Source organism: Zobellia laminariae (assembly GCF_030553095.1).
Classification (GTDB): domain Bacteria; phylum Bacteroidota; class Bacteroidia; order Flavobacteriales; family Flavobacteriaceae; genus Zobellia; species Zobellia laminariae.
The window spans coordinates 3,471,342-3,497,790 of record NZ_CP130738.1; the positions used below are offsets into that span (position 1 = coordinate 3,471,342).

15 protein-coding genes and 5 pseudogenes are annotated in these 26,449 nt (G+C 37.0%); 4 read left to right on the forward strand and 16 right to left on the reverse strand.

Features of this window, described 5'->3' with window-relative positions:
• The first annotated feature begins 53 nt into the window (after positions 1-53).
• On the forward strand, positions 54-554 hold the full coding sequence (locus Q5W13_RS16645) for a hypothetical protein (RefSeq protein ID WP_304443777.1): 501 nt from the start codon (positions 54-56) through the stop codon (positions 552-554).
• A gap of 102 nt (positions 555-656) precedes the next feature.
• On the opposite strand, the gene Q5W13_RS16650 is transcribed toward Q5W13_RS16645, so the two are convergent.
• The 9 genes and pseudogenes from Q5W13_RS16650 to Q5W13_RS16690 all read right to left on the reverse strand — a co-directional run bounded on the left by Q5W13_RS16650 (position 657) and on the right by Q5W13_RS16690 (position 9,279).
• Positions 657-1,547, reverse strand: coding sequence for a YncE family protein (locus tag Q5W13_RS16650; RefSeq protein ID WP_304443778.1), 891 nt, complete (start codon positions 1,545-1,547; stop codon positions 657-659).
• 137 nt (positions 1,548-1,684) lie between these two features.
• Positions 1,685-2,227, reverse strand: a complete 543-nt coding sequence (locus Q5W13_RS16655) for a hypothetical protein (RefSeq protein ID WP_304443779.1) — start codon at positions 2,225-2,227, stop codon at positions 1,685-1,687.
• Between the two features lie 90 nt (positions 2,228-2,317).
• Positions 2,318-2,818: a hypothetical protein gene (locus tag Q5W13_RS16660; RefSeq protein ID WP_304443780.1), complete on the reverse strand. Its 501-nt coding sequence runs from the start codon at positions 2,816-2,818 to the stop codon at positions 2,318-2,320.
• Between the two features lie 25 nt (positions 2,819-2,843).
• On the reverse strand, positions 2,844-3,125 hold the full coding sequence (locus tag Q5W13_RS16665; RefSeq protein ID WP_304443781.1) for a DUF3667 domain-containing protein: 282 nt from the start codon (positions 3,123-3,125) through the stop codon (positions 2,844-2,846).
• A 149-nt stretch (positions 3,126-3,274) separates the two neighbouring features.
• On the reverse strand, positions 3,275-4,366 hold the full coding sequence (locus tag Q5W13_RS16670) for an OmpA family protein (protein ID WP_304443782.1): 1,092 nt from the start codon (positions 4,364-4,366) through the stop codon (positions 3,275-3,277).
• A gap of 319 nt (positions 4,367-4,685) precedes the next feature.
• Positions 4,686-5,774 carry an MFS transporter gene (locus Q5W13_RS16675; RefSeq protein ID WP_368662292.1) on the reverse strand — a complete coding sequence of 363 codons (1,089 nt, stop codon included), beginning with the start codon at positions 5,772-5,774 and terminating at the stop codon, positions 4,686-4,688.
• 90 nt (positions 5,775-5,864) lie between these two features.
• Positions 5,865-6,317, reverse strand: coding sequence for a nuclear transport factor 2 family protein (locus tag Q5W13_RS16680; RefSeq protein ID WP_304443784.1), 453 nt, complete (start codon positions 6,315-6,317; stop codon positions 5,865-5,867).
• Between the two features lie 150 nt (positions 6,318-6,467).
• The gene (locus Q5W13_RS16685) at positions 6,468-7,049 is read right to left on the reverse strand and encodes a TolB family protein (protein ID WP_304443785.1); all 582 of its coding nucleotides are present in this window, start codon (positions 7,047-7,049) and stop codon (positions 6,468-6,470) included.
• A gap of 16 nt (positions 7,050-7,065) precedes the next feature.
• Positions 7,066-9,279, reverse strand: a pseudogene (locus Q5W13_RS16690) (bifunctional alpha,alpha-trehalose-phosphate synthase (UDP-forming)/trehalose-phosphatase).
• A gap of 102 nt (positions 9,280-9,381) precedes the next feature.
• On the opposite strand from Q5W13_RS16690, the pseudogene Q5W13_RS16695 reads away from it, so the two are divergent.
• Positions 9,382-11,185 (forward strand): annotated as a pseudogene (locus Q5W13_RS16695) (glycoside hydrolase family 15 protein).
• An 81-nt stretch (positions 11,186-11,266) separates the two neighbouring features.
• Here Q5W13_RS16695 and Q5W13_RS16700 read toward each other — a convergent pair.
• The 5 genes and pseudogenes from Q5W13_RS16700 to Q5W13_RS16720 all read right to left on the reverse strand — a co-directional run bounded on the left by Q5W13_RS16700 (position 11,267) and on the right by Q5W13_RS16720 (position 19,163).
• The gene (locus Q5W13_RS16700) at positions 11,267-13,063 is read right to left on the reverse strand and encodes an acyl-CoA dehydrogenase FadE (protein ID WP_304443786.1); all 1,797 of its coding nucleotides are present in this window, start codon (positions 13,061-13,063) and stop codon (positions 11,267-11,269) included.
• A gap of 30 nt (positions 13,064-13,093) precedes the next feature.
• Positions 13,094-14,284: an acetyl-CoA C-acyltransferase gene (locus Q5W13_RS16705; protein WP_194549780.1), complete on the reverse strand. Its 1,191-nt coding sequence runs from the start codon at positions 14,282-14,284 to the stop codon at positions 13,094-13,096.
• 4 nt (positions 14,285-14,288) lie between these two features.
• A pseudogene (locus tag Q5W13_RS16710) lies at positions 14,289-16,651 on the reverse strand (3-hydroxyacyl-CoA dehydrogenase/enoyl-CoA hydratase family protein).
• 94 nt (positions 16,652-16,745) lie between these two features.
• On the reverse strand, positions 16,746-17,201 hold the full coding sequence (locus Q5W13_RS16715; RefSeq protein WP_155595786.1) for a MarR family winged helix-turn-helix transcriptional regulator: 456 nt from the start codon (positions 17,199-17,201) through the stop codon (positions 16,746-16,748).
• Positions 17,202-17,386: 185 nt separating this feature from the next.
• Positions 17,387-19,163 (reverse strand): annotated as a pseudogene (locus tag Q5W13_RS16720) (AMP-dependent synthetase/ligase).
• A gap of 271 nt (positions 19,164-19,434) precedes the next feature.
• On the opposite strand from Q5W13_RS16720, the gene Q5W13_RS16725 reads away from it, so the two are divergent.
• Together Q5W13_RS16725 and Q5W13_RS16730 are read left to right on the forward strand one after the other, a co-directional pair.
• Positions 19,435-21,882 carry a DUF6923 family protein gene (locus Q5W13_RS16725; RefSeq protein WP_304443787.1) on the forward strand — a complete coding sequence of 816 codons (2,448 nt, stop codon included), beginning with the start codon at positions 19,435-19,437 and terminating at the stop codon, positions 21,880-21,882.
• Positions 21,883-21,908: 26 nt separating this feature from the next.
• Positions 21,909-22,010: a T9SS type A sorting domain-containing protein gene (locus Q5W13_RS16730; protein WP_304446533.1), complete on the forward strand. Its 102-nt coding sequence runs from the start codon at positions 21,909-21,911 to the stop codon at positions 22,008-22,010.
• Between the two features lie 24 nt (positions 22,011-22,034).
• On the opposite strand, the gene Q5W13_RS16735 is transcribed toward Q5W13_RS16730, so the two are convergent.
• On the reverse strand, positions 22,035-22,487 hold the full coding sequence (locus Q5W13_RS16735) for a GNAT family N-acetyltransferase (RefSeq protein ID WP_304443788.1): 453 nt from the start codon (positions 22,485-22,487) through the stop codon (positions 22,035-22,037).
• 81 nt (positions 22,488-22,568) lie between these two features.
• Positions 22,569-26,253, reverse strand: a pseudogene (purL, locus tag Q5W13_RS16740) (phosphoribosylformylglycinamidine synthase).
• Positions 26,254-26,449 lie beyond the last annotated feature (196 nt).

Genomic DNA, 26,449 nt, shown 5'->3' on the forward strand with positions numbered 1-26,449 from the left:
ATAAATGAATGTTTTATTCGTTCAATCCTCTCTAAACTTTAAAAAAGAAATAGATGAAGCGTAAGTTTATTATCCCAAGTCTTGTATTGGCATGTAGTACATTTTTTATTTCCTGTTCAACAGATGATGGAGAGGAAGAAGGTTCTAAAGAAGCTGAAATTAGTACAGCAGCGGTTTCCGGCTTAGTAAATTCTGTAGCATTTACTCCTGCAACTACTCATTTTACAAAAGGAGAAAGTTTTGGAGATGCAGGTTATGAATTTAAACTTTTTAGTGAAGTAGAGGAGTGTGATGAGTTTCAATCTATTGGAGATGTTTCCTTTTTCGTGGAGTCTGCAACGGAATTAGAACCTTATGGTGAGTATGAAGGAAACGGCCCTTATTTTTTCTATAAAGACGGAGAGGATTCTGGGACAGCTTCTTATTTTGGAGCAGAGGTTATTATTACGGAAGTTACGGAAACAACTATTTCAGGAAGAGTAAGAGGGGGAGACTCAGAAAAAGGAGAGCACTATATTGAGGGGGTGTTTTCAGCCAACCTTTGCCAAAAGTAATAGATACTATTTTTAATATAAAAGGTGAAGCCAATAGCTTCACCTTTTTTTGTTCTTTAAATTCTGAAAATAGGTATTCATAAATGGTTTCAACTGTACTAGTTATTTCAATGGAGTTTTCATCATTCTATAGGGCTCCAGGGTATTTAAGTCCAGAATCTCATTAGTATTGCCGTCTAGGTTATCTATTTGTGTATTCGTTATAAAATAGATGTAGCCGTCGCAAATGTCAAAAGTGGTAGGAATTCTGAAACGCTCTGTAAACTCTACTAATTTTTTGCTTTTTAGAATTTCCGTACCGGTAGAATTAAGTTCAAATTTAAACAGTCCGTTTTGTGATTGTTCACCCCAGCCGTTTACGATTCCGTATAAATTATTTTTATAATATTTTAAGCCATCAATACTGGAATACTCCTCTTTTGGTTTATTCAGTAGTTTTTTAGACGCTGTTTCTAAAACAGCTATTCCGTTGTCTGATGCTAGGTATAAATAGTTGTCATTAGCGGAAATAGTGATACCGTTGGAGTTGGGAATAGCTTCAGAATCCAAATAAATTTCGATGGTTTTACTGGGTCTTTGTATCGTATAGATTTTATTGCTTTCGGAGTCTGTGATAAAAACTTGATTAGTAGTGCTTATAGCCAAATCATTCCAATAGTGAGAAACGGAATCCTTAATAGAGTAAGAGTCAATTAAAGCTCCAGTGGAAAGTTGCAGGAGTAAAAGGATAGATTTACTCTTTCCTTCTGGTAAACTATTGCCTAGGGCGTATAAGGTATCTCCTTTGATTGTCATTCCAAAACCAGACAGATAGTTATATTCGTTAGTTTCTAAAAATATCTTAGGATTATTCCCATTAATAGAGCTACTTACTATTTTGTTGTGTTTAAGACTGTTCAGATATACTTTTTCAGTACGGCTGTCTATGGCAATGCCTTCTGGTAACAAGTCCTTTTGAAAGTATAATTGAATCAATTCTGGTTTCGTATCCACGCATGATAAAAGACTTATAAAGACTGAAACTACAAGAATTAATTTTGGATTTAGTGCTTTTAGCATTCGTAAATACCTAAGAGTTTTAAATTAGTAATAATAGCCATATTTATTATGGTCATAATGGGTGACAAGCATTAATCATTTGTAATTCTATCAATCTCATTTTGTATCATTTTTTCTGTAACCGTTATATCTCGAATCAAGATTGTTAGGAGTTCTTTTTTATCTATTCCTGTTTCTTTTGTATTTGGATAAATAAAATTCATTAGATATTCTCTTTTCATCTGTAAAACCCCTTTTTGTTCTTCAATATTCGCCAAAGCAGATATTTTTTCATAATCCATTAATTCAATTTTTGAATTGGAGATAGCTTTCCAGGAGTTAATTCTTATTGAAGGAATCTTAATGCCTTCAGCTTTTCGTATTATCTCTAAAATAGATGTTGAATCGTTTTTTAAGTAAAAGTCTACAGTATCAATAAGGGATTCATGTATGCCTAGTTTTTCGGTGATATCTATATTGGTTTCGGCTAACTCTTTATTGATAGATGAAAATATTTGATTGATGTATTTCTTGTCTTTTCTGTCTTCATTCCAATTATTAATATACATAGCTATCAAAATACCGGCTATTATTGGAACAATTTCTTTGATAAATGCCTTGATGTTTTTTTTCATATTAGAGATGTATTTTAAATTGTTACAATTAGATAGTATGAATAAAAACGAAATCTACTTCATACCTCATACAAAGGAAATTAGTTGTTATTATTTGGTTATATAGCCCCAGAAAAAACCAATAAGCACAGGTATCAAGAATAATAAAAGAAGTACTCCAACAAATTTCAAAATTCTTAATAACAGTTGACCAAATGTGAGCTGAAACAGCTTTTTGTAGGTATAGCTATAATACAAAATTGGAAGTAGCATAATGAAGCTAAAAAATAAATTGACACCTATTGTGAGGCTTAAAATAAATGACAAAAGACCTAAGAAAGACAGTATGCTTTGTAGGTATATATTAGTTACTAGATGCTCGCCAAAGTTATAGGGATTGCCAAAAACAATGCGTGCAATAAGTGTGTAAAATGGTAAAAAGAAAAAAGCCATAAGGTTATAGTACTTCAATGAAAAGACATTAATAGAATCACTAAATTCATCTTGATTTTTATACCCAAATATAGGTGCTTCTTTGATATTACCTTTATCTATAGTAGGTGCTAGAGTTTCTGACTTTTCGATTTGTTCTATGCCAAGGTTCTTTGACATTAGCTTGTATTGTTCAGAATACTGGCTAAAAAGTAAATACTGAAATAGCGGTAATAATTGCAAGAAGAGAAAAAGGGTTTGCAAACTTCTTTCTTGTTCCGTTTATGTATTCTTGAATAACTACTTGAGGTTTGTAAATTAAATACCTCAAGGTGACAACAAAGTTGCTGTCCCAACCTAAAGCAACCAGTAAGTGTGAGAATAAACTTTTTAAAGTTATCCGCTCTTTAATTATTTTTGCGCCACATTCATTACAATAATTATCTTCTTCACTAATTGTAGAATTACAATTTTTACAGTTTGCCATGTATCACCTACGTATTATTTAATAACCTAGCTGTATGAAGAGATAGAAGATTATTAAATTAAATTCTCGACTAAAATACAAATTTAGTTTACTTATGAAAGTGCTAATTTCTTACAAGGGTAGTTTAAGATAATAGTTCCGAGTAAACTTTACTGTTCATCTTCAAAAATGGTCTCGGCAAAACCGGTGTTGTTATTTAACTCCTTGAATTTGCCTTTAGAAAGTTCAAATTCCGCTCTGCGGTTTTTTTCCTTGCCTTCAGGTTGGGAGTTGTCGGCAATGGGCTTTTCCCCGCCATGACCAATAAATTTTAAACGTTCTTTGGCAGCACCTAATAGAACTAGGTATTCAGTTATGGCCAATGCCCGTTTTGTAGAAAGTGATTTATTGTACTGGTCCGATCCGTCAGTATCAGTATGTGTATGAACGGTTAAATGTAATGAAGGATTTTTTTTCAATCTATCTGCCAAAATTTGAAGACTTTTCTTGGCCTTCCCATCCAAGGAATATTCGTCGGTCTTAAAAAGAACATCATTTAGTACATAGTTAGTGTCCAGCAGAAAATCCCTATCAAAAGGATCATTCATAACCGGTTTAATCGATACCATGTCCAAATAATAATAGCCAGCACTTTTAATTCCATTAGTAGTGTTCTTTACAGTAGATTGGTTGTTTCTAAAGTTACCGATCGTTAAAAAACGTTCACCTCCCCTTGCTTTTGTTCTGAAGGATATAAACATCCATTCCTCTTTGTCTGCAAAGTACTTGGGATTGCCAATCTCTGTGAAATTGATCACTCGTGATTCTGTCTTTTTATATTTTAATAGAGATTTGGAATTTGCCGTATTTAGTTCGTTCTCAGAGAATAGAACTCCTATATATTTTATACCATACTGAGATTTTTCTGCCAGACTAATATAAAAACTGACTACATATTCAGTATCCTTTATAAGAGGTTCCATTAGTTGCCCCTGCGCAAATTCACGATAATCATTGGCAGCAAATAAATAAAAGCCCAAATATCCCAACCCGTTTTTTGGTTGTTGATTACCATTAAAATTATAAGGCACGCCCATTGCAACGCTACAGGTATTAAAGTAGTCAGTAGTTCCGTCTGTGGGTACGGACCATCCTACTATGTTATCCTTTGCAATACCCAAATTATCAGGGCAAGCAATAAATTCCTCAAAGCTTGGGTTTACCACAAGATTTTGGGAATGGCACCATACTGTGCATATCAATAGAAGAAAGATTACTATGTTTTTACGAGAAATCGGGGGTGTGTAATTTATTACCATATAATTCTATAGGTTTATTCTTACATAAATTTAACGTTTAGTAAAGTCTATTATTGTTAAAACCAGTGTTTTAGGCCTTGTTTCTGTTGGTTTAGTATAATGTTTTTACGTGCTGATCTCTGTTAGTTTCACATGCTAATCGACAAATGACCAACAGCCTTTATTTTTTCTATAATTGATGGGTTTAAACCAAAACTTTACTCCAATTTAGTGTACTTTTTGACATGCTAGGTTCTTATAAACAGAGTTTGAAGTGTTTAATCTAGGCTTTATCCTTCTTCTTCCCCAGTAGGCCTAAGAGTCCAATAGCCGGGCCTAAAGCCAAAACAGTAAAAAGGTAAGTGACATTAATTGTCTCCGCTAAGGCAGAAAGCAATTGTATGCTAAAAATACTAACGGCAAAACCAATGCAGTTTACGAGGGTTAATGCCGTACCTTTTAATTCTGGTGGTACTGAGCCGGCTACTAAGTTTGAGAACTGAGGAGAATCTGCCGTTACCGCCATACCCCAAAAACACCACCCTATTAAAAATAATTCTGTTGGTAGCACAAAGAGTAGGGGAGAAAGCAAGCAGAAAAGACCGGATAGAAGCAATGAAATTACCGCCACTTTACGACTGCCAGTTCGCAATGAGATTAATCCGCCTAGAACACAAGAAAGTCCGCCTAAGGCTATAACAACCCCTGTATATAGGGGAATGGAAAGCTTCGCACCACTTATAATATTATAAGTTTGGATGGCTAGTGGCGTAAATGCCCAAAAGGCATAGAGTTCCCACATATGACCAAAATAACCAAATGCTGCTTGTCTAAAAGTGTGGAGTTTAAAAAGTAAGGGTCCAGCACCTAATGAAAGCTTGGCGCTTGGTTTACGGAATGGCCCATTGGGAACAAATACCCATAATATTAACCCACCTGTAATAGCGAGTGCGGAGGTAATTTTTATGACTAAAGTAAAATCACTACCTAAACTAGTACCGCTCACAAAATAAGGAAATGCAGTTCCTAAAACGAGTGCGCCTACTAAATAACCCAAAGCCTTTCCTAAACCTTTTTGGTAATAATCTGCTGCTATTTTCATTCCTACCGGATAAATACCAGCAAGAAAAAAACCCGTACCAAAACGTGCAAATAGGAGTGTCCACTTAGATAGAACTTCGGAAAGCAAAAGAAAGTTACAAGCTGCTGCCAAAATTGAGCAAATCATAAATACTCGGGAAGGTGAAAACCGGTCTGCAATCATAAAAAGGCCAAAAACCAACGTACCTATAATAAAACCAAATTGCACGGAAGACAGCACATAGCCAATAATTTCAGGACCTAATCCTGTTTTAAGAGTAAGCTCGTCCACAATGGCATTGCCGGCAAACCATAAGGAGGTACAAGCGAATTGCGAGAGAATAATTATGGGGAGTATATGGGCGCGCGGCTTCAATAGAACTTACCGAACAAAAGTAACTTTGGCAATTTTACCGTTTTCCACTTCATAGATGGCAACCACCCAATGGGTTAATCCATTTATGGTAACCTTTTCTTTATCTATAATTTTATTACCAATAATAATGCGGTTTTTAATCTTGCAGTGTAGGTCTGGAGTCGATTCAAAAAAAGCGCCATACCTTTCCTTTAAAGCTTCTTTGCCCTCAAGACTTAATTCATTTGGAAAATTAAATACTTGTATGTCCTCTGAATAGGTGTTTAGAAAAGCTTTAAGGTTTCTAGCATTGTAGGCATCTAATTGATTCTGTACAATAGCCTCTGGAGTTTGTTCTACCACAAGGGATAGGTGGCTTCCGTTTGGGCTCACTGCAATACGGCTAATGTTGTTCAGTCCTTTTTTATCCAATCGTAAAAACCGTTTCCATTCTTTACTTTCTTCAGGGGCAATCTCCATTAATGTTTTATTATCGGCAGCAATAATATGCCATTGTCAAGCCAACAGATGTCGTCAATATTCTTGAACATTGTGGTGATGGTTTTAATCTTGCCCGTTTTTGGGTCTAAAGATTTCACCTCCCAAGGGTCATTTTTCTTACTAATAAAACTAATGAGGTTCTTTTGGAATTTTATGAAGCGAACGACCTACATTGCTGTAAATAGTATCATGGCTTCCGTTTTTAATATTAGAAACTACTAAATCAAGACCTTCATTTCCCAGCGCTGCGGATACAATTGTTTCTTCATCAAACCAAACGTGATAGCCTATACTAAGGTCCTTAAGAATTTCGGTATATGTACCATCCCAAATACTGTACTCGTAAAGGCGTTGTAAACCCGTAGTATCCAAACGAATTGCAGAAGTAGAATTCTTACCAGGAATTTTTAAAGGTGAATATTCACTACCCTGTGGTGTGTCTGAAATATAGGTTAGCGCACCAGTTTTTACATCGTACTTGGCAATGTCTGTTTGACCCCTCCTAGTAGATGAGAATAAAATGGTGTTCTCGTTATAGAATGATGGTTGATTATCATATCCTTCATTATTGCTTATGTTTCTTGGATTGACCATTTCGGTCTTACCGTTTACCGTCTTTATGTCCAAAAGATATACTTCCGTATTCTGTTGGGCCTGAAGGTTTGGTAAAGAAAATAGCAAAGCTATTATTAGAACGTATTTTATTCTCATCTGGTTGGGTTGGCTTTTACAGTTTAGCAAATTTCTGTAAAAGATCTCTAACTTTTAGTGTATTCTCTACGTAAAATCTAGCAGAGGTCTGCTGGCGCCCCACTTTTACGGTAACGGTGCTTTCGGGTAGTTCTTGAAACATGAACTCATCTGTCCAATCATCACCAATAGCAAAAACAAAATCATATTCATCTTCGCCAAGTATACGTGTAGAAGCACGCCCTTTATTTACATTACTGCTCTTAACTTCAACAACTTTATTTCCATTAAGTAAGCTTAAGTCATCTGTGCCTATAAGACTGGTTAACGTTTCAGAAAGTTCCATGGCTCTTTTTTCACCAAAATCTGGGTCGGTATTTCTATAGTGCCAAGCCAAGCTGTAGTTTTTCTCTTCAATAAAACTTCCTTATGGTGTACGGTCAACAAAAGATTCCAATACTGGGCGTACATGCTCCATCCAATCGTTCTTTACGTTTTCTAACATTCTAAACGGTTCTCCTTCTTGCGAAATCCATACACCATGTTCAACAATCATGTTGTATTTTTTAGGTAAGAACCACTTGGTAAAGGTGTCTTTATCCCTTCCGCTTATCAAGTAAAGTACAGTACCGGGCTGGCTGTTTAACTTGTCCAGTAGTTTATATAGTTGTTCATCCGGACTAGCTTTTTGAGGGTCATTGTGAAAACCAGCTAAGGTGCCGTCATAGTCTAAGAAAAGTAATCTCTTTTTAGCTTTTGTATATTTTTCAGATAGTGATTCAAAGATTTTATCGGTAAGCTTATGAGAAACATTCGCTGCTTCACGTTCTTTCTGAGATTTTAAGGAGGTCATGAAATCGTTGGCCCATTTCTCAACATTATAGCGAGCTAATCTTTTCTGTAGTATTGAATTTCGTGCTTTTTGCTCTTCAACTGGCATATTTATAGCCTCGTTCAATGCATCTGCGGTCTGTTCAAAATTATTAGGGTTAACGAGTAATGATTCATTCATTTCGTTCGCAGAACCCGCCATTTCACTTAAAATTAAAACACCGGTCTGATCGGTACGTGTTGCAATATATTCCTTGGCCACAAGATTCATACCATCCCGTAACGGTGTAAGCCAAGCAATATCACTAGAAGTATATAGATCTATGAGGTTTTCAAACGGCATAGAGCGGTAGAAATACCAAATAGGTGTCCAACTTACGGTTGAAAATTCGCCATTAATCCGGCCAACCAATTCGTCTATCTCTCTTTTTAGTAATTGGTATTGCGGTACGTTAGAACGCGAAGGAACAGCCAAAATAATAAGCCTTACCTTTTCTTTGTACTGTGGATACTTATTTAAGAAATACTCAAAAGCATTTAGTCGTTTCGCAATACCTTTACTATAATCCAAACGGTCTATGGACAAAATGAATTTAGCATCTGGATCGGTTTCTTGATGCGTATTAAGTCGCTGTTGCAACTCCGATTGTTCGTCTTTTGATTTATTGTAATGAATTTTAGCCGCATCGCTGAATTTCTTGTAATCGATACCCATGGGGAAAGAATCCACTTTGATCACATGGTCGCCCATGGTAATATCGTTAAAACTGACTTCAAGGCCTAACAAGCGTCTTACGGAACTAAGAAAGTGTCTTTCATAATCATAAGTATGGAAACCTATAAGGTCAGAACCTAATACACCTTCCAATAGTTCTTCACGCCAAGGTAGTGTTCTAAAAATTTCAAATGAAGGAAACGGAATGTGTAAAAAGAAACCTATGGATACATCCGGTCTTTCTTTCCGCACCATCTGTGGTACTAACATAAGTTGATAATCATGTACCCAAATAGTATCATCATCCTCTGTATTTGCCAAAATAGCATCGGCAAATTTTTGATTAACCTCTTTATAGGTGTTCCAATAATCTAGCTGAAACTCTGAATATTCTAAAAAGTAGTGAAATAAAGGCCAAATGGTTCTATTGCTAAATCCGTAGTAAAATCCATCTACTTCTTCTTCGGTAAGCTTTACTTTAGAAGAATTGTGTTCAGCAAGTGCAGCGTCTATTTTGGATTCAAGTTCTTTTGGAATTTCCTCTTCGGTAAGTCCACTCCAGCCAATCCAAAGGCTATCGCCACCTGAATGGACGGACTTCATTCCCGTTGCCAGACCACCAACACTTGGTATTGCAGTAATGTCTCCGTTGCTAATTTGTAATTGAACGGGTAGTCTATTTGAGATTATGATAGTTTTGCCCATAAATTGGATATTTTGCGGTGTTTTATATTTAATTTCTCTAAATTTCGTGAAAAAGAAGGGTAATTACAATACGTTACTCTATTGAATCAACAATTTTATTGAATGGATAATTTAGACTACGGAATAATAGGGAATTGCCGAAGTGCAGCGTTAATATCGAAAACTGGGAGCGTAGATTGGTGCTGTTTACCAGAATTTGATTCGCCATCGGTATTTGCAAAGCTCTTAGATGAGGAAATAGGAGGTAGTTTTGAAGTGTTGGTAGACGATTCATATACTATTGACCAGAAATACGAGCCACGTACATGTATTTTAATAACGAAATTCACTGATGGTGATGATTGTTTTGAAATTCATGATTTTATGCCACGGTACCATAAAGAGGATGGAACGTATGTAGCTCCTCCGGAATTTGTGAGATATATTAAGCTAGTTGCAGGTACTCCTAAATTTAAAGTCGTGTATGACCCTAAGTTGGAATATGCGGCCGGTGAAACAAAAAGCTATATTAAAAGTGATTTTATAGCCAGTCTAACCCATGACGTTAAATTTGATACTGTTTTTCTCTATACCTCTTTTGATAAAGAAGCTGTTCTAGAAGGGAAAGAACTGACCCTTACCGAAGACGGCTTTTTCTTGATGGGTTATAATGAAAAAATTTTTCCCACTACTACAGCTAAGGCCTATCTAGAATTACAAAGCACCAAGGTGTATTGGTTAAACTGGTCTACAAAAACACCAACGTACAAGAAGTTCAATGAAGAGATTTCAAGAAGCGCATTGACCTTGAAACTTTTGAGTTACGATAAAACCGGAGCTGTGTTGGCTGCAGCTACTACTTCTTTGCCAGAAACTATTGGTGAGGTAAGAAACTGGGATTATCGCTTTTGCTGGATTCGCGATGCTTCTATGGTTATAAAAGTAGTTTCAGAACTTGGTCATAAGAATGTTGCCAGACGTTACTTGAAATTCATTATTGATTTGATTCCTGACAAGGCAGAGAAACTGCAAATCATGTATGGGATTAACAAAGAGAAAAAATTAACCGAAGAAACGCTAGAGCACTTAAGTGGCTACAAAGGTTCAAAACCTGTACGTGTTGGTAATGCCGCTTATCATCAAAAACAAAACGATATCTATGGTATTTTAATGGATGTCATTTACGAACAGATGGTAAAATTTAGTGTGGACATTGAAAACGGAGAGGATTTATGGTCTATTACCAAAGGTATTGTATGGATTGTTGGAAACCATTGGCATGAAGCCGATAAGGGAATCTGGGAATTCCGTACCGAAGACAGACACTTTACCTTTTCTAAGGTGCTATGTTGGACCGCTATAGATAGAGCGATAAAAGTAGCCGAAATGCTGGGTAAAAAGCATAAAATAGAAAAGTGGAAGCCACTTCGTGAAGAAATCTGGAACGATATTTACGAAAATCTTATGGAACGAAGAAGTAGGGGCTTATACGCAATCTTATGGGTCTAAAGACTTAGATGCTTCTGTTTTACTTATGGAATCTTATGGTTGTGTAAATGCTTCCGATGAGCGCTATAAAAAGACGGTAAGAGCAATTGGTAAAGATTTAAGTAATGACGGTCTTCTATATCGTTATAAGAATGAAGATGATTTTGGACTGCCTTCATCGTCTTTTACAGTCTGTACTTTTTGGTATGTAAATAGTTTGTTTAAAATTGGAGAGCACGATAAAGCGCTGGAGCAATTTGAGAAATTATTAAGCTATAGTAACCATTTAGGTCTTTTTAGTGAAGATCTGGATTTTAAAACAAAAAGGTTATTGGGGAATTTCCCGCAGGCATACTCACATTTGGCTCTAATTGAATGTGCTGTAAACTTCGCTAAAAAAGAAAGTACAGAAGATATTAAAGAATCTATGCGAAGCTAAAATCTAGCTTACTATGGAACATAAAAAAAGCACCCCAATGGGGTGCTTTTTAGTTATAACAACAAACACTTGGGTTATATACTAATCAAAAGTATATGCGTTATCGGCGGCAACTCTGTCCGCGATTTCCGTACGTAGTGCAACTACGTTAGGATTATTTGTGTATTTAGTGAAACGTTTTAAGCCCATTAGCATCATGCGTTGTTCATCGCCTTCAGCAAAAGAGATAATAGCTTCCTTACCTTTTTGTATAATAGTCTCAGTAGCACTGTATAGATATAATCTAGACATTGCTATTTGAGTTTTTTGAGAATCCTCACCAGAACGTTTGGCGTTTTTCTCAGTTCTCAATATGGTACTTTCCGCCATATATACTTCAATAAGGATATCTGCTGCAGAAAGCATCAATTGCTGATGATTTTCTAAATCTGGACCATATTTTTGTACGGCACTACCGGCAACCATTAAGAAAACTTTTTTCAATCTCTTGATTAAATCTTTCTCTTCAGCAAAAAGCTCAGAGAAGTCAGGAGTGTCAAAAGAAGGAATTCCCATTAATTCTTCACCAACAGCAGATGCAGGACCTAATAAATCAACATGGCCTTTCATTGCTTTCTTAACAAGCATACCCACTGCGAGCATTCTGTTAATTTCGTTAGTACCTTCATAAATACGAGCAATACGCGCATCTCTCCATGCTTTCTCCATGGGAGCATCGGCACTAAAGCCCATTCCACCAAATATCTGAACACCTTCATCTGTTGTGTTTTGAACATCCTCAGAAACAGCAACTTTTAAGATAGAACACTCTATAGCGTATTCTTCAACACCTTTTAATTCAGCTTCTTGATGAGTATTACCTTCCGCTTCACGGATAGCAATACGGTCTTCAATATTTTTAGCAGCACGATAACTAGCAGATTCACCAGCATATGCGTTGGTAGCCATATTTGCAATTTTCGCTTTAATAGCACCAAAATTCATAATTGGTGTCTTAAACTGAATACGCTCATTTGCATATACAACCGCTTCTTTAATAACTCTTCTTTGAGCATCTAAACAAGCTGCAGCCAATTTAATACGGCCAATATTTAAAGCATTCATGGCTATTTTAAATCCATTGCCACGTTCAGAAAGCATGTTTTCAACTGGTACTTTCGTGTCGCTAAAAAATACTTGACGAGTAGAGGAGGAGTGAATACCTAATTTCTTCTCTTCGTCTCCTAATGTAATACCGTTATCAGGTTCGTTTTCAACAATAAACCCTGTGATATTCTTATCATCCCCAATTCTTGCAAAAACAATGAACATACTGCAAAATCCAGCATTTGAAATCCACATTTTTTGTCCAGAGATGCTATAATGTTTTCCGTCTTCGGAAAGTACCGCTTTTGTTTTACCAGAATTGGCATCAGAACCTGCATAAGGCTCCGTTAAACAATAGGCACCAAACCACTCGCCAGAAGCTAATTTTGGAACATATTTTTGTTTTTGTTCTTCGGTTCCGTACAAAGTAATTGGCATAGTACCAATACCTGTATGTGCACCAAAAGCGGTACTAAATGAACCTGTAGCACCTGAAATATAATCACAAACTAACATGGTAGACACGAAGCCCATGCCCATTCCGCCATAAGATTCAGGAACAGCAACACTTAAAAGTCCAAGCTCCCCTGCTTTACGCATACATTCTTCTGTATAAGCGTAATCTTTCTTCTCAAAGCGTTCCCAATGTGCCCAAAGTTCGCGATCCACGAATTCTTTGGTACTGTCACGCATCATTTTTTGCTCTTCACTTAAATCTTCTAAAGTGAAGATGTCTTCGCAGCTGGTCTCTTTAACCAAAAACTGACCGCCACGTAGAATTTCTTTGCTCATAGTTTTATACTTAATGTTAGTTGTCTTGTATTAGTTCAAAAATTCATATATACCGGCAGCACCCTGTCCTGTACCCACACACATGGTTACCATACCGTACTTGCCTTGCATATTTCGTTTTCTCATTTCATCAAAAAGTTGCACGGATAATTTACCACCGGTACAGCCCAATGGGTGACCTAGTGCAATAGCACCTCCGTTTACGTTTACGATATCCTTGTTAAGACCAAGTTCACGTATTACGGCAAGTGATTGCGAAGCAAATGCCTCGTTCAACTCAATTAATTCAATATCATTTTGTTTTAAACCTGCTTGCTTCAAAGCCTTTGGAATGGCTGCAATTGGACCGATACCCATAATTCTAGGAGGCACACCGGCAGCAGCATAGTTCACCATTCGAGCAATAGGTTCAAGATTTAATTCTTTTACCATGTCTTCGCTCATAACCATAACGAACGCTGCACCATCACTCATTTGTGATGAGTTACCCGCAGTAACACTTCCGCCAGCAGCAAAAACTGGACGCAATTTGTTTAAAACCTCTATTGAAGTTCCCTTTCTTGGTCCTTCATCTTTATTTACTGTGTACTTTCTAGTGGCTTTCTTTCCATTTTCATCAATGTAAGTTTGCTCTACTTCAATAGGAACAATCTGATCTTGAAAACGGTCTTCTGCCTGAGCCTTTAGAGCTTTCATGTGAGAATTGTAAGCAAACTCATCTTGATCTTCACGAGATACTTTGTACTCGTTTGCTACTGCTTCGGCGGTGTTTCCCATACCCCAGTAGTAATCTTCATGACCTTCACTTACTAAATCGTAATTCAATTCAGTTTTATATCCCGTCATAGGAACAGAGCTCATACTTTCAGCACCACCAGCTATAATACAATCGGCCATTCCCGACTGAATTTTTGCCGTAGCAATACCAATAGTTTCTATACCTGAAGAACAAAAACGGTTTACCGTAACACCGGGAACGTCAACAATGTCTAATCCCATTAAAGAAATTAGCCTAGCCATGTTCAGACCCTGCGATCCTTCTGGCATTGCATTACCAACGATGACATCATCAATCCGTTTTTTATCAAAATCCGGCAATTCTTTCATCATGTATTCAATGGTCTCCGCGGCGAGCTCATCTGTCCGCTTAAACCTGAAAACACCTTTCGGAGCTTTTCCGACAGCCGTTCTGTATGCTTTAACTATATATGCAGTTTTCATGTGTTTAATTTCTTAAAGGTTTACCTGTCTTTAACATGTGTTGGATACGCTCGAGCGTTTTACGTTCTGTACAAAGCGATAAGAAAGCCTCACGCTCCAAATCCAATAGGTATTGTTCGTTTACCAAAGTAGGCTCCGATAAATCGCCACCAGCCATTACATAGGCCAATTTGTTTGCAATTTTCTTATCGTGCTCACTTATGTAGTGGCTAGCTTCCATAGAATCCGTACCCACTAAGAACATACCTAAAGCTTGTTTACCAAGTACTTTAATATCTGTTCGTTTAACCGGTTGCGTATACCCAGATTCAGCCATTAGTTTTGCGTGTGCTTTTGCAGTGGCAATCTGACGGTCTTTGTTTACTACTACGATGTCTTTACCATGCTGAAGAATACCTAAATCATAAGCTTCGTACGCTGAAGTTGAAACTTTAGCCATACCTATGGTCAAGAAATACTCTTGTAAGACGTTTAATTCAACATCGTTCTTCTTGAAAGTATCCTGTGCTCTAACGGCAAACTCTTTTGAGCCACCACCATGGGAATAACACCAACACCAAATTCTACAAGACCGATATAGGTTTCAGCTGCAGCTACGACCTTATCCGCATGAAGTGAGAGTTCACAACCGCCACCAAGAGCCATCCCGTGCGGGGCAGAAATTGTTGGAATAGCCGAATAACGCATACGCATCATCGTATCTTGGAACATTTTAATAGCCATGTTAAGCTCGTCATATTCTTGCTCAACCGCCATCATAAAAATCATACCAATATTGGCACCTACGGAGAAATTTGCCGCTTGGTTACCAACAACCAAACCTTGAAAATCTTTCTCGGCAAGGTCAATGGCTTTATTTAAACCGGCAAGTACATCACCACCAATGGTGTTCATTTTTGATTGGAATTCAACATTTAAAATGCCATCACCCAAATCCTCAACTACTACACCACTATTCTTATAAACCTCTTTGGTCTTTCTAATATTATCTAAAATGATAAAAGCGTCTTGATAAGGTATTTTTTCTACCGACTTTTTAGGAATGTCATAGAAATACGTAGACCCGTCTTTAACGGAATAAAACGTTTCGTTTCCAGAAGCTTTCATTTCTTGTACCCAAGCAGCGGCTTCTAAGCCTTCAGCTTTAATAAATTCAAGTCCTTTTTCTAAACCAACGGCATCCCAAATTTGGAAAGGTCCATGTTCCCAGCCAAAACCGGCTTTCATGGCATCGTCAATTTTGTAAAGTTCATCTGTTATTTCAGGAATTCTATGTGATACATAGGCGAATAACTGACCGAAACTCTTTCTATAAAACTCTCCCGCTTTATCTTTTCCACCAACTAACACAGCAAAACGGTCTACCACTTTATCAATGGTTTTGGTAAGCTCTAATGTGGAAAACTTGGCACTTTTCTTGGAACGATAGTCCATAGTGTCCAAATCCAAAGTTAAGATTTCTGTCTTTCCGTCTTTATCTTTCGATTTTTTATAAAACCCTTGACCAGTTTTACTTCCCAACCATTTATTCTCCATCATGGTATTGATGAAACTAGGTAATTTAAAAAGCTCTAATCGTTCATCATCTTTACAGTTTTCATAAATACCGTTGGCAACGTGTACCAAAGTATCTAGACCAACTACATCAACAGTTCTAAAGGTGGCCGACTTAGGTCTACCAATAACAGGACCGGTAAGTTTATCTACCTCTTCAATGGTCATACCCATGTCCTTCACCGTATGAAATAGACTCTGAATACTGAAAATACCAATACGGTTTCCAATAAATGCAGGGGTGTCTTTAGCAACTACTGAAGTCTTTCCTAAAAACTGCTCTCCGTATCCGTTAAGGAAATCAAGAACTTCTTGTGAAGTTTCAGGACCAGGAATTATCTCGAACAATTTTAAGTAGCGTGCCGGATTAAAGAAATGCGTTCCGCAGAAATGCTTTTGAAAATCATCACTTCGGCCTTCTGACATAAACTTAATAGGAATACCAGAGGTATTAGAAGTAATCAAAGTGTCTTATGGTTTTCTGTGTTTTTCGATAGTTTCGAAAACCATTTTCTTGATATCAAGACGTTCTACCACAACCTCAATAATCCAATCTACCTTACTAATTTTTGCAATATCGTCCTCTAGGTTACCCGTAGAGATACGCGATGCAAATTTTTGATGGTAGATAGGTGAAGGTTTAGATTTTAAAGCTGCCGTTAATGAGTCGTTTACCAACCTATTACGTACCACCTTGTCTTCTAATGTTAATCCTTTTGCTTTTTCTTTATCGCTCAATTCTCTTGGAACGATATCGAGCAACAATACTTCTACTCCGATATTTGCGAAATGGCAAGCAATGCCGCTACCCATAATTCCGGATCCAATGACTGCTACTTTTTTAATATGCTTGTTCACGATGTAGTTATTGGGTTATTAATTAATCTGTTTTAGAATTAAGACTATCTTAATCGTTCATCAGATTGTCATTATTGTAAATATTCTTTTCTGTAATAAGCTCATTTATGGTTTCCATAACCTCAAAAAAGCTATTGATTTTATCCTCGGAGATATTACTTTTAACCGATTCGTCAAACCGTAAGACCACATTTTTTGAATCGTTTCTTTTCTCTAATCCAAATTCCGTCAGGTAGATTAGTACGCCGCGCCCATCTTTGGGGTTTGGTTTACGCTCAATAAGTCCTTGCTCTTCCATCCTCTTAAGAATACGCGATAAGCTTGTTGCTTCCATACCCATCTTAGGCCCTAAAGCGGTAGAAGGTGTGCCGGTTTTAGGGTCAACACTCAACAGTGTAAAACCTATGGCCATGGTTGAATCAAACTTTTTAGCCTCTTCGTTGTACATCCGCGCTACTGCTTGCCATGTGGCCCGCAATGCGTAGTCTATTGTAATATCTTTCATACATAAGGTGGGTTGACGGTTACCAAATATACAAAAAATATATTATGCATGCATAATATATTTTTGAATTTTTAAACCAGAAGAGCAACGCTAATATGCAAATATTACTTTATTCGTAAGGGGTGAGGGCTTTCTTTAGGAAAGGAACAAATTTTTGTTAAAATCTAGATGTTGAATTTTTGGTATTAAGAACGCCCATAAATGTCTTCATAGAGATCCATATATTTAGCTTTGATAATCTTACGGCGAAGTTTTAAGGTAGGAGTAAGGTGACCTTCGTTTATATTCCATACATCTGGTGTTAAACGAAATTGTTTTACTTTCTCCCATTTGGCGAATTTTTCATTTGCCTCATCAACTTCTTGTTGGTAACGAGCCAAAACTTGTTCGTTTTTAATGATGTCTGAATTTTCAGGTATAGTAATATTATGCAATTTAGCCCATTCGTGTAAAAAGTCAAAGTCTGGTTGAATAAGGGCTGCTGGCATTTTTTCACCTTCACCTACAACCATAATTTGTTCTATAAAACGAGATTGCTTAAAACGATTTTCCAATAATTGAGGAGCAACATACTTACCTCCAGAGGTTTTGAACATTTCTTTCTTACGGTCTGTAATCTTCAAAAAGCCGTCACTATCTAACTCACCAATATCTCCTGTATGGAAATAACCATCTATGATAACCTCTGCGGTTTTCTGTGGATCTTTATAATAGCCTAGCATTACTTGAGGACCTTTTATGCAAATCTCTCCATCGGCAGCAATCTTTACTTCGGTTCTGTTTATTGGCTTACCAACGGTTCCTATACGGAAACCTCCATTACGCATATCATTTACAGAAATAACAGGCGATGTTTCCGAAAGGCCATAACCTTCCATCAGTCCAAATTCGGCAGCGTTAAAAATACGTGCTAGACGGTGTTGCAGTGCTGCACTTCCCGAAGCAATGATACCTAGGTTTCCACCAAGACCTTCTTTCCATTTACTAAAAATAAGTTTTCTGGCTATAGCTAGTTGTTGTTCATACCACCAACCATTTTTACCATAAGGCTCATATCTAAGACCTAAGTCTACCGCCCAGAAAAACAACTTCTTTTTAATACCCGTTAGTTCAGTTCCCTTAGCATATATCTTGTCATATACTTTTTTCTAAAAGCCTTGGTACGGCAGTCATTACATGTGGTTGTATTTCTTTTAGATTTTCAGAAATTACATCAAGGGATTCAGCATAGTAGATAGAAACACCTCTGTACTGGTAGAGATAAATTAACATACGCTCGTATACATGACATAGCGGTAAAAAACTTAATGCTTTGGCCTTGCCATCTTCTATGGGGAAACGACCAGAACTTTCAATGGCATTACTTACTAAGTTATCATGAGATAACATAACACCTTTGGGTCTTCCTGTTGTTCCGGAAGTATAAATTAAGGTAGCGAGGTCACCCGCTTTAACTGAATCTTTTAATTTCTCTACTTCTTCTTGGTTTGAAGTATCAGCACCAAGCTCAAGAACTTTGTTCCAGCTATCGCAATCGCTAATCTCATCAAAAGAATAGACATGTTCCAGGCTCGGGATTTGATCTCTAACAGCTTTTACCTTTTTGTATACTTCTCCGCAAGAAACAAAACAGTATTTGGCTTCTGAATGGTTCAGCACATATGCATAATCCTCTTCTGAAACGGTAGGGTAAACAGGAACGTTTTGAGCACCTAGTTGTAGAATACCAACATCCATGATATTCCATTCCGTACGGTTTGTTAAAGAAATCACCGCAATTTTGTCGTTAGGTTTTACCCCCATTCGGAGTAACGCACGACTAATTGTATTTGCTTGGTCTATGTATTCTTGAGTGGATAAAGAAACCCACTTACCGCCCTTTTTTGAGATAAGTGATTTTTCTAAATTATATTTCTCCAACTGATAGTAGGGGAAGTCAAAAAGTCGGGTAATATCTTGCATATTTTGTATCTAAATGGTCCTTGCAAATTACGAAAGAACACGGAAGTTTAAAATGAGTTTCACAAAATTAGCATCAATTTTATGAGAAATCACTATTTCACCTACTAGTAACGCACATCTTGACTGATAATTTTGTAAGACAGCAATAAAAAGAAAATGAAATAGTTATATATTTTTACATAGCATTAAGGTAAGAAAAAACTTATACACTAAAAATAATTCTTACATATCCTAAATTTTACCCATAAAGTATGCCCTAAAACTACTTATCATGAAATTCTTTTTACAAAAAATGACCTATCTGATATTATTATCGGGTATAATGGGTCAATCTCAATCAACTCCGTTTGCTTGTGATTTTAATGCGTATTTATTTCAATATAATGATATTTATGCACTAGACCTAGCTTCGGGCAGTTCATATTTAGTATCGGAAAATATTACTCCTGGGAATGTAAATGCCGTAGCTTATAATACAACAGACGGTTATATTTGGGGTTATTTATCAACTCCGTCTCAATCTATTGTTCGTATAGGAAAGGATTTTACAGTAGAGCAGCATACTATTCCGGAACTACCTACCGGTAATAAATATGTTGGCGATATTTCAACAGATGGTATCTATTACTTTAAAGCCGGTGGTGCTTCTTATTATAAAATTGATTTAAATCCCGAATCTGAAACATACCTTGAATATTTAGGACAGTTCTCCTTGAGCCAAAGCCTGTCAATAGCTGACTGGGCTTTTAATGCGAAGGATAATAAGCTGTATACCGTAGAACGAGGAACCAACGTTCTTTATAGAATTTCTGCTGAAACAGGAGTAGTGGAATCGTTGGGTGAAGTACCTATTTTAGAAGGGTTGAACTACACATTTGGTGCTGTTTATTTTGATGTAGATGGTAATTTTTATATTTCGGCCAATCAAACCGGTGCGGTCTATAAAATAGATAGCGTACAGGATATAAGTCTTGGCGTAATGAAATCCAATATTTTTGCTTTTGGTCCTGCTGCATCCAGTAATGATGGAGCAAGATGTCCTACTGCACCTGTGCCTCAAGAAGATTGTATTAATGGAGTAGATGATGATGGAGATGGGCTTGTAGATTGTGATGACCCTTCATGTTCTGGAGTGGCTTCTTGTCCAACAATTAACCTTACATCAGGAGCTAATGATGGTGGTCTAGAAAGTAATGACAGGTTATCTTCGTTGATAGGAGAGCGGAATTACAACCGGGCTAAGACCAATTATAAGTTTGATAAACTAACAGCCAAAAAGGTGATGAAAGGCGCTACTTATGCCAAGACGGGAAAATATTCACCAGATGCTATTCCTTTAAAGCAATTAGTTCCTTTAGATGTGGTTGGTGAAAGCAGTACTATAGAATCTTCTCCGGCCGATCTTTTAGATCTTACCAATGCTTCGGACATATACTCGGTAGATTACTTAAGGAAGGATGATAACATAGGCGCGTTAATGGTCATTAAGACAGATAACAAGGTCTACGAGCATAGTAAGTTTATATGCGATAGATTTCTTGGTGCTCAATTATTATCTGTATCTAATATACAGCTGCGAGAGAAGGATTTTATTAAATCTATTATTAAACAACCAGACGGAAATACAGAATTTGCATTAACCTTTTCTGCACGCTTAGATGCTAACGATGAGTTTGTTGTAGAATCGCATTGGAATATTGATGCTTACGAAGATAATGCGGCCTATTATAATTTTCAGATATGGTCTAATACTGTAGATGATTTGCTTTTGCTGGCAGATGAGATTCTGAACCTTTTAGAAGTGAATAGTCCAATTTCTGAATTTAAAGGTTCTACACCACCTCCAGTTTTTGTAAAATCGGCTAAGTATGCCAAAGGAGAAGTCATCCTCAATTTGGTAAATAATAATAAAACAGAAAAAATACAGCTAGAAGGTGGTCTTAAAAAGACAGAAACCAGCGAGACGGAAAGCATGACCTTAGCAGCGCCTATTGATGGTTATTTAGATTCCGTTGCTTTAAGCACGGGGAATATTTTCGATTTTGGTTTTAGAGTAAGTATTGCCACTGGTACTCCGGATGACCTTTTTGTAGCTGATGCCCCTTGGGGATTAGATGGCTCATCAGATGGTACCACGGTAGATAATTATGAAGTGATGCCCGTTCAAATGCCCTATATGGAAGATGGCTACCCTGTTGAACGAAATGTGGAGTTGAGCGGAAAAACATCAAGCTATATTGGAGTGTATCGCGCACTGAGTCCACGATTTACACCAGTAAATTTATCGGATTACGGAAAACTGACTTTTGAAGCTAGTGGAACAGGAGTATTAGAAGTAAAATTGTTAAAGGGCGATGGTGAATCATACACAGCAAAAGTCAATTTAACTTCCGAGACTAATACCTTTAATTTATTAGACGCAGATTTTAAAAGTTTAATGAATGCAACAACTGATTTCGCCAGCTTAAAAGTCATCAATTTTAATTTATTATCAGAAGATGGTAGTGTTGAAAATAAGCAAATGAGCCTATCCAATGTTTCTTTCAATAATAATAAAGAAAACAAGATTTTTATTTCTGAAGATACTTCAGAATCAGTGGTATACCCCAATCCTATGCAATCTGAATCTAGTCTCTATTTTTACGAAGAAAGCATAGGTACTTATACTTTTGAATTGTTTAATATGTGGCTGGTAAAAAAATCTCATCTCATGATATGAGTGGCGATACAAAAGAAGGTCAAAATATGATTTTAGTACAACGAAAAAATCTAAATTCTGGGCTTTATTTCTATAAAATCACAAGTAGTAATGATAAAGTATGGAGTAGTAAGTTAATGGTGAAATAACTGTTTTTAAACTTAGAAGTGGAGTTAAAGATGCAATTTCATTCCCTCATGACTAGCTGTAAAACCTAACTTTTCATAAAACTTTAGCGCATCGGGTCGCTTTTTGTCCGTGGTGAGTTGTACAACGTGTGCGCCTTTTTGTTTCGCACGTTGTATGGCCCATTCAAATAATTGTTGTCCTATTCCCTTACTGCGATAGTCCTCGTGTACCCGTACGGCTTCTATTTGAGCACGAACACCGCCTTGGTAAGTTAAGTAAGGAATGAAAGATAACTGCATAGATCCAATAATCCGTTCAGTTTCGTTTTCTAAAACTACCAACTCTTGGTTTTGATCTCCGTTTATAGCTTCAAAAGCATCGTAATATTTTTGGGGTAGCGGTTCTTTATAGTTCTCTCGTAGCTTGCCTAGTTTATCATTAGCCAGTAACGCTACAATTGCGGAAACATCACTTTCCTTTGCTTTTCGGATTTTCATATCTAACTAAATTATAAAAAAAACAGCGTGCACATTTAAGTACACGCTGTTTTAAAATTTGAATATGTATGTTTCTTTAGATTATTTAGTCTCCAAAATCCATTTTTTAGCATTTACAAAAGCCTCTAGTAAGGAGATACAACGTCATTAGCTCCTTCTGGGTAATATGCCCAGTTCCAAGGAAAAATAGAACGTTCAATATGTGGCATGGTTACCAAGTGGCGACCTGTGGTATCACAAAGCATAGCTGTGTTAAAGTCACTACCATTTGGGTTGGCTGGGTAGCCTTCATAACCGTATTTGGCAACAACACCGTATTGGTCTTCGTTATGTGGAAGACTAAACTTGCCTTCGCCATGAGAAATCCAAACACCTAAAGTGGTTCCTGCTAAATTTGAAAGCATAACCGAGTTGTTTTCTTGAATTTTAACCGATGTAAAGTTACTCTCGTGTTTATGTGAATCGTTGTACGTTAATCTACCATGGGTTTCGTGCTCAGGGTTGATGAGGTCTAACTCCATAAACAACTGGCAACCGTTACAAATACCAATGGATAAAGTATCTGGTCTTGCAAAGAAGTTTTTAAGAGCGGTATTCGCCTTTTCATTGTATTTAAAAGCTCCTGCCCAACCTTTGGCACTTCCTAAAACATCTGAGTTAGAAAATCCACCTACGGCACCAATAAACTGAATGTCTTCAAGGGTTTCACGACCAGAAATTAAATCGGTCATGTGAACGTCTTTTACATCAAAACCAGCTAAGTACATGGCATTTGCCATTTCTCGTTCAGAATTGCTTCCTTTTTCACGAAGGATAGCTGCTTTTGGTCGTTTTCCAGAGTTTGATGGAACAGTAGCTAAATCAACATTTTCAGGAAATTTGTACTGAAGTGGCTGATTTTTATAATTATCAAAGCGATCTTTAGCTAAGTTTTTAGCTGTTTGCTTGTTGTCTAGTAAATAGGAAGTTTTGAACCATGTGTCTCTTAAAGAGTCAATGTTCAAGCCCATTTCCATTCCTTCATTTTTGATTTTCAGAACGGTACCAGAAACTACGTTTCCTATTTTCTTGACATCTATGTTGAGGTCAGCTAATTTTTCCTCTATAGAATCATTTTTCGCTTGAAAAACAATTCCCGAATTTTCTGAGAAAAGTAATTTTATGGTGTCTTCTTCACCTAAACTAGATAAGTCTAATTCTGCGGATAAGTTGGTATCTGCAAAACATAATTCTAATAATGTAGTAATCAATCCGCCAGAAGCAACATCATGGCCAGCAACGACTTCATCTTCTTTAATCAAGTTTTGAATAGCGTTGAAAACCGTTTTAAAGTAGGCTGCATCCTTAATGGTTGGCGTCTCAGTACCTATGGCATTACGAACTTGAGCAAAAGAAGAACCTCCTAATTTATAAGAGTCTTTAGATAGGTTGATGTAGTAGATAGAACCACTATTTTTCTTTAAAACAGGCTCTACTACCTTAGTAATATCATCGCAATTTCCAGCAGCTGATATAACCACTGTACCTATAGTGCGATAACGTCACCATCTTTATATTTTTGTTTCATTGAAAGCGAATCCTTTCCCGTAGGTACATTAATACCTAAAGCAATGGAAAAGTCAGATACCGCTTCAACAGCTTCGTATAAACGGGCATCTTCACCTTCGTTTTTACAAGGCCACATCCAGTTGGCAGAAAGCGAAATGGATTTTAAATTCTCTTTTAATGGAGCCCAAATAATATTGGTCAAAGACTCGGCAATACTATTTAAACTTCCTGCCGCTGGGTCAATTAATCCGGAAATAGGGGAGTGGCCAATACTGGTGGCAATACCTTCTTTTCCTTTAAAATCTAAGGCCATAACACCGCAATTGTTCAACGGAAGTTGTAATGGTCCGGCACATTGTTGTTTGGCAACACGTCCACCAACGCAACGGTCCACTTTGTTCGTTAGCCAGTCTTTACAGGCAACAGCTTCAAGTTGTAGTAGTTGTTCTAGATAATCATGGAAAAATTCTAATGAATACTCAGGATTGGTATACGTTCTTTGAACCGTACTATCGGTCATTATAGTTTTAGGAGAACTTCCGAACATGTCTTCTAAATTCAAATCCATAGGTTTCTCACCTGTGGTAGCTGATTCAAAAGTAAATTTATGGTCACCGGTTACATCTCCTACTTCATACATTGGTGACCGTTCACGATCAGCAATACGATGCAATAAATCTATATCTTCTTTACCAATAACTAGGCCCATACGTTCTTGGGATTCGTTACCGATTATTTCTTTAGCTGATAGCGTAGGGTCACCCACCGGAAGTTTGTCTAAATCTATTTTTCCCCCAGTATCTTCAACCAATTCAGAAAGACAGTTTAAGTGTCCACCAGCACCATGATCGTGAATTGAAACAATTGGATTCACATCATTTTCTACCATACCTCTGATAGCGTTTGATGCTCTTTTTTGCATTTCTGGGTTGGAACGTTGTATAGCGTTCAATTCTATTGCGGAACTAAAAGCACCAGTATCAGCACTGGAAACGGCTGCACCGCCCATACCAATACGGTAGTTATCGCCACCTAAGATGACAATTTTATCACCATTTCTAGGCGTATCTTTTAAAGCTTGTTCTGCTTTCCCGTAACCAATACCACCGGCTTGCATAATCACTTTATCGAAACCTAGTTTTCTTGTATTTTTTGCGTTGCTGTCTTTAGATTCGTCATGTTCAAAAGTCAATACAGAACCAGTAATTAAGGGTTGCCCAAATTTATTTCCAAAATCTGAAGCACCGTTAGACGCTTTTATAAGAATGTCCATTGGTGTTTGGTACAACCATTCTCTCGCAGGGAATGCTTTTTCCCATTCTCTGTCTTCTTCCAAACGAGAATAGGCTGTCATATAAACAGCAGTTCCTGCCAATGGTAATGAACCTTTTCCACCTGCCAAACGGTCACGAATTTCTCCACCAGAACCTGTAGCAGCACCGTTAAAAGGCTCTACGGTAGTAGGGAAGTTGTGTGTTTCTGCTTTTATGGAAATAACCGAATTATACTCCGTTTCTTGGTAAAAATCGGGTTTATCGGCGCTTTTTGGTGCGAATTGGGTCACTTTTGGACCTTTTACGAAAGCTACGTTATCTTTATATGCCGAAACAATATCATTAGGAAACTCTTGCGATGTTTTCTTGATAAGCTTAAAAAGTGAAGATGGTTTTTCTATGCCATCAATTACAAAAGTACCGTTGAATATTTTATGACGACAATGTTCCGAGTTTACTTGGCTAAAACCAAAAACTTCAGAATCGGTTAATTTTCTGTCTAATTTCTTGGCCAGGTTTTCCAAATAGGTAACCTCTTCATCATTTAAGGCTAAACCTTCTTGTTTATTGTAATCGCCTATATTCTCTATTTCTAGAACCGCTTCAGGAGCAACATCAATCTGAAAAATAGACTGTGATAGTCCGTTGAATTTTTCAGAAAGCATTGGATCAAAATCGGTGAAGTTTTCGCTTGACGCTGTAAACTCTTCAATTCTAATAATGCCTTCTATACCCATGTTCTGGGTAATTTCGGTAGCATTCGTGCTCCAAGGCGTTATCATTGCTGCCCTTGGGCCAACAAAAAAGGCGTCTATAGACGCCGTATTTATTTTTGGTAGGTTGCCGAACAACCATGTAAGTTTATTATTGTTTTCCTGTGAAAGTTCTTCAACCGTTTGAACGGCAAAGACTTTAGTGGCTACATCCCCGAAGAAGTGAATCATTTAGCTTGTAAATTGATAGGTTTGAGAAAACGCAAATTTAGCCTTTAAAAGGCGCTTTTTAAAGTAGTATTGTAAAATTTTCTAACTAAAAGTTAACAGGTTGTTGATTACTTTGTATGCCTAGTTTCTCCTCTACTTGAAGCGAAAATTGCTTTGTATCATTTGAACAAACTTCTACACCATTACAGTAAGAAAT

Bases quoted from the DNA above. Each gene is read 5' to 3' on its own strand.
- Q5W13_RS16665 (WP_304443781.1), bottom strand. From the start codon at position 3,125: ATGGCAAACTGTAAAAATTGTAATTCTACAATTAGTGAAGAAGATAAT.
- Q5W13_RS16660 (WP_304443780.1), bottom strand. From the start codon at position 2,818: ATGTCAAAGAACCTTGGCATAGAACAAATCGAAAAGTCAGAAACTCTA.
- Q5W13_RS16645 (WP_304443777.1), top strand. From the start codon at position 54: ATGAAGCGTAAGTTTATTATCCCAAGTCTTGTATTGGCATGTAGTACA.
- Q5W13_RS16680 (WP_304443784.1), bottom strand. From the start codon at position 6,317: ATGGAGATTGCCCCTGAAGAAAGTAAAGAATGGAAACGGTTTTTACGA.
- Q5W13_RS16685 (WP_304443785.1), bottom strand. From the start codon at position 7,049: ATGAGAATAAAATACGTTCTAATAATAGCTTTGCTATTTTCTTTACCA.
- Q5W13_RS16725 (WP_304443787.1), top strand. From the start codon at position 19,435: ATGAAATTCTTTTTACAAAAAATGACCTATCTGATATTATTATCGGGT.
- Q5W13_RS16730 (WP_304446533.1), top strand. From the start codon at position 21,909: ATGATTTTAGTACAACGAAAAAATCTAAATTCTGGGCTTTATTTCTAT.
- Q5W13_RS16700 (WP_304443786.1), bottom strand. From the start codon at position 13,063: ATGAGCAAAGAAATTCTACGTGGCGGTCAGTTTTTGGTTAAAGAGACC.
- Q5W13_RS16655 (WP_304443779.1), bottom strand. From the start codon at position 2,227: ATGAAAAAAAACATCAAGGCATTTATCAAAGAAATTGTTCCAATAATA.
- Q5W13_RS16735 (WP_304443788.1), bottom strand. From the start codon at position 22,487: ATGAAAATCCGAAAAGCAAAGGAAAGTGATGTTTCCGCAATTGTAGCG.
- Q5W13_RS16705 (WP_194549780.1), bottom strand. From the start codon at position 14,284: ATGAAAACTGCATATATAGTTAAAGCATACAGAACGGCTGTCGGAAAA.
- Q5W13_RS16715 (WP_155595786.1), bottom strand. From the start codon at position 17,201: ATGAAAGATATTACAATAGACTACGCATTGCGGGCCACATGGCAAGCA.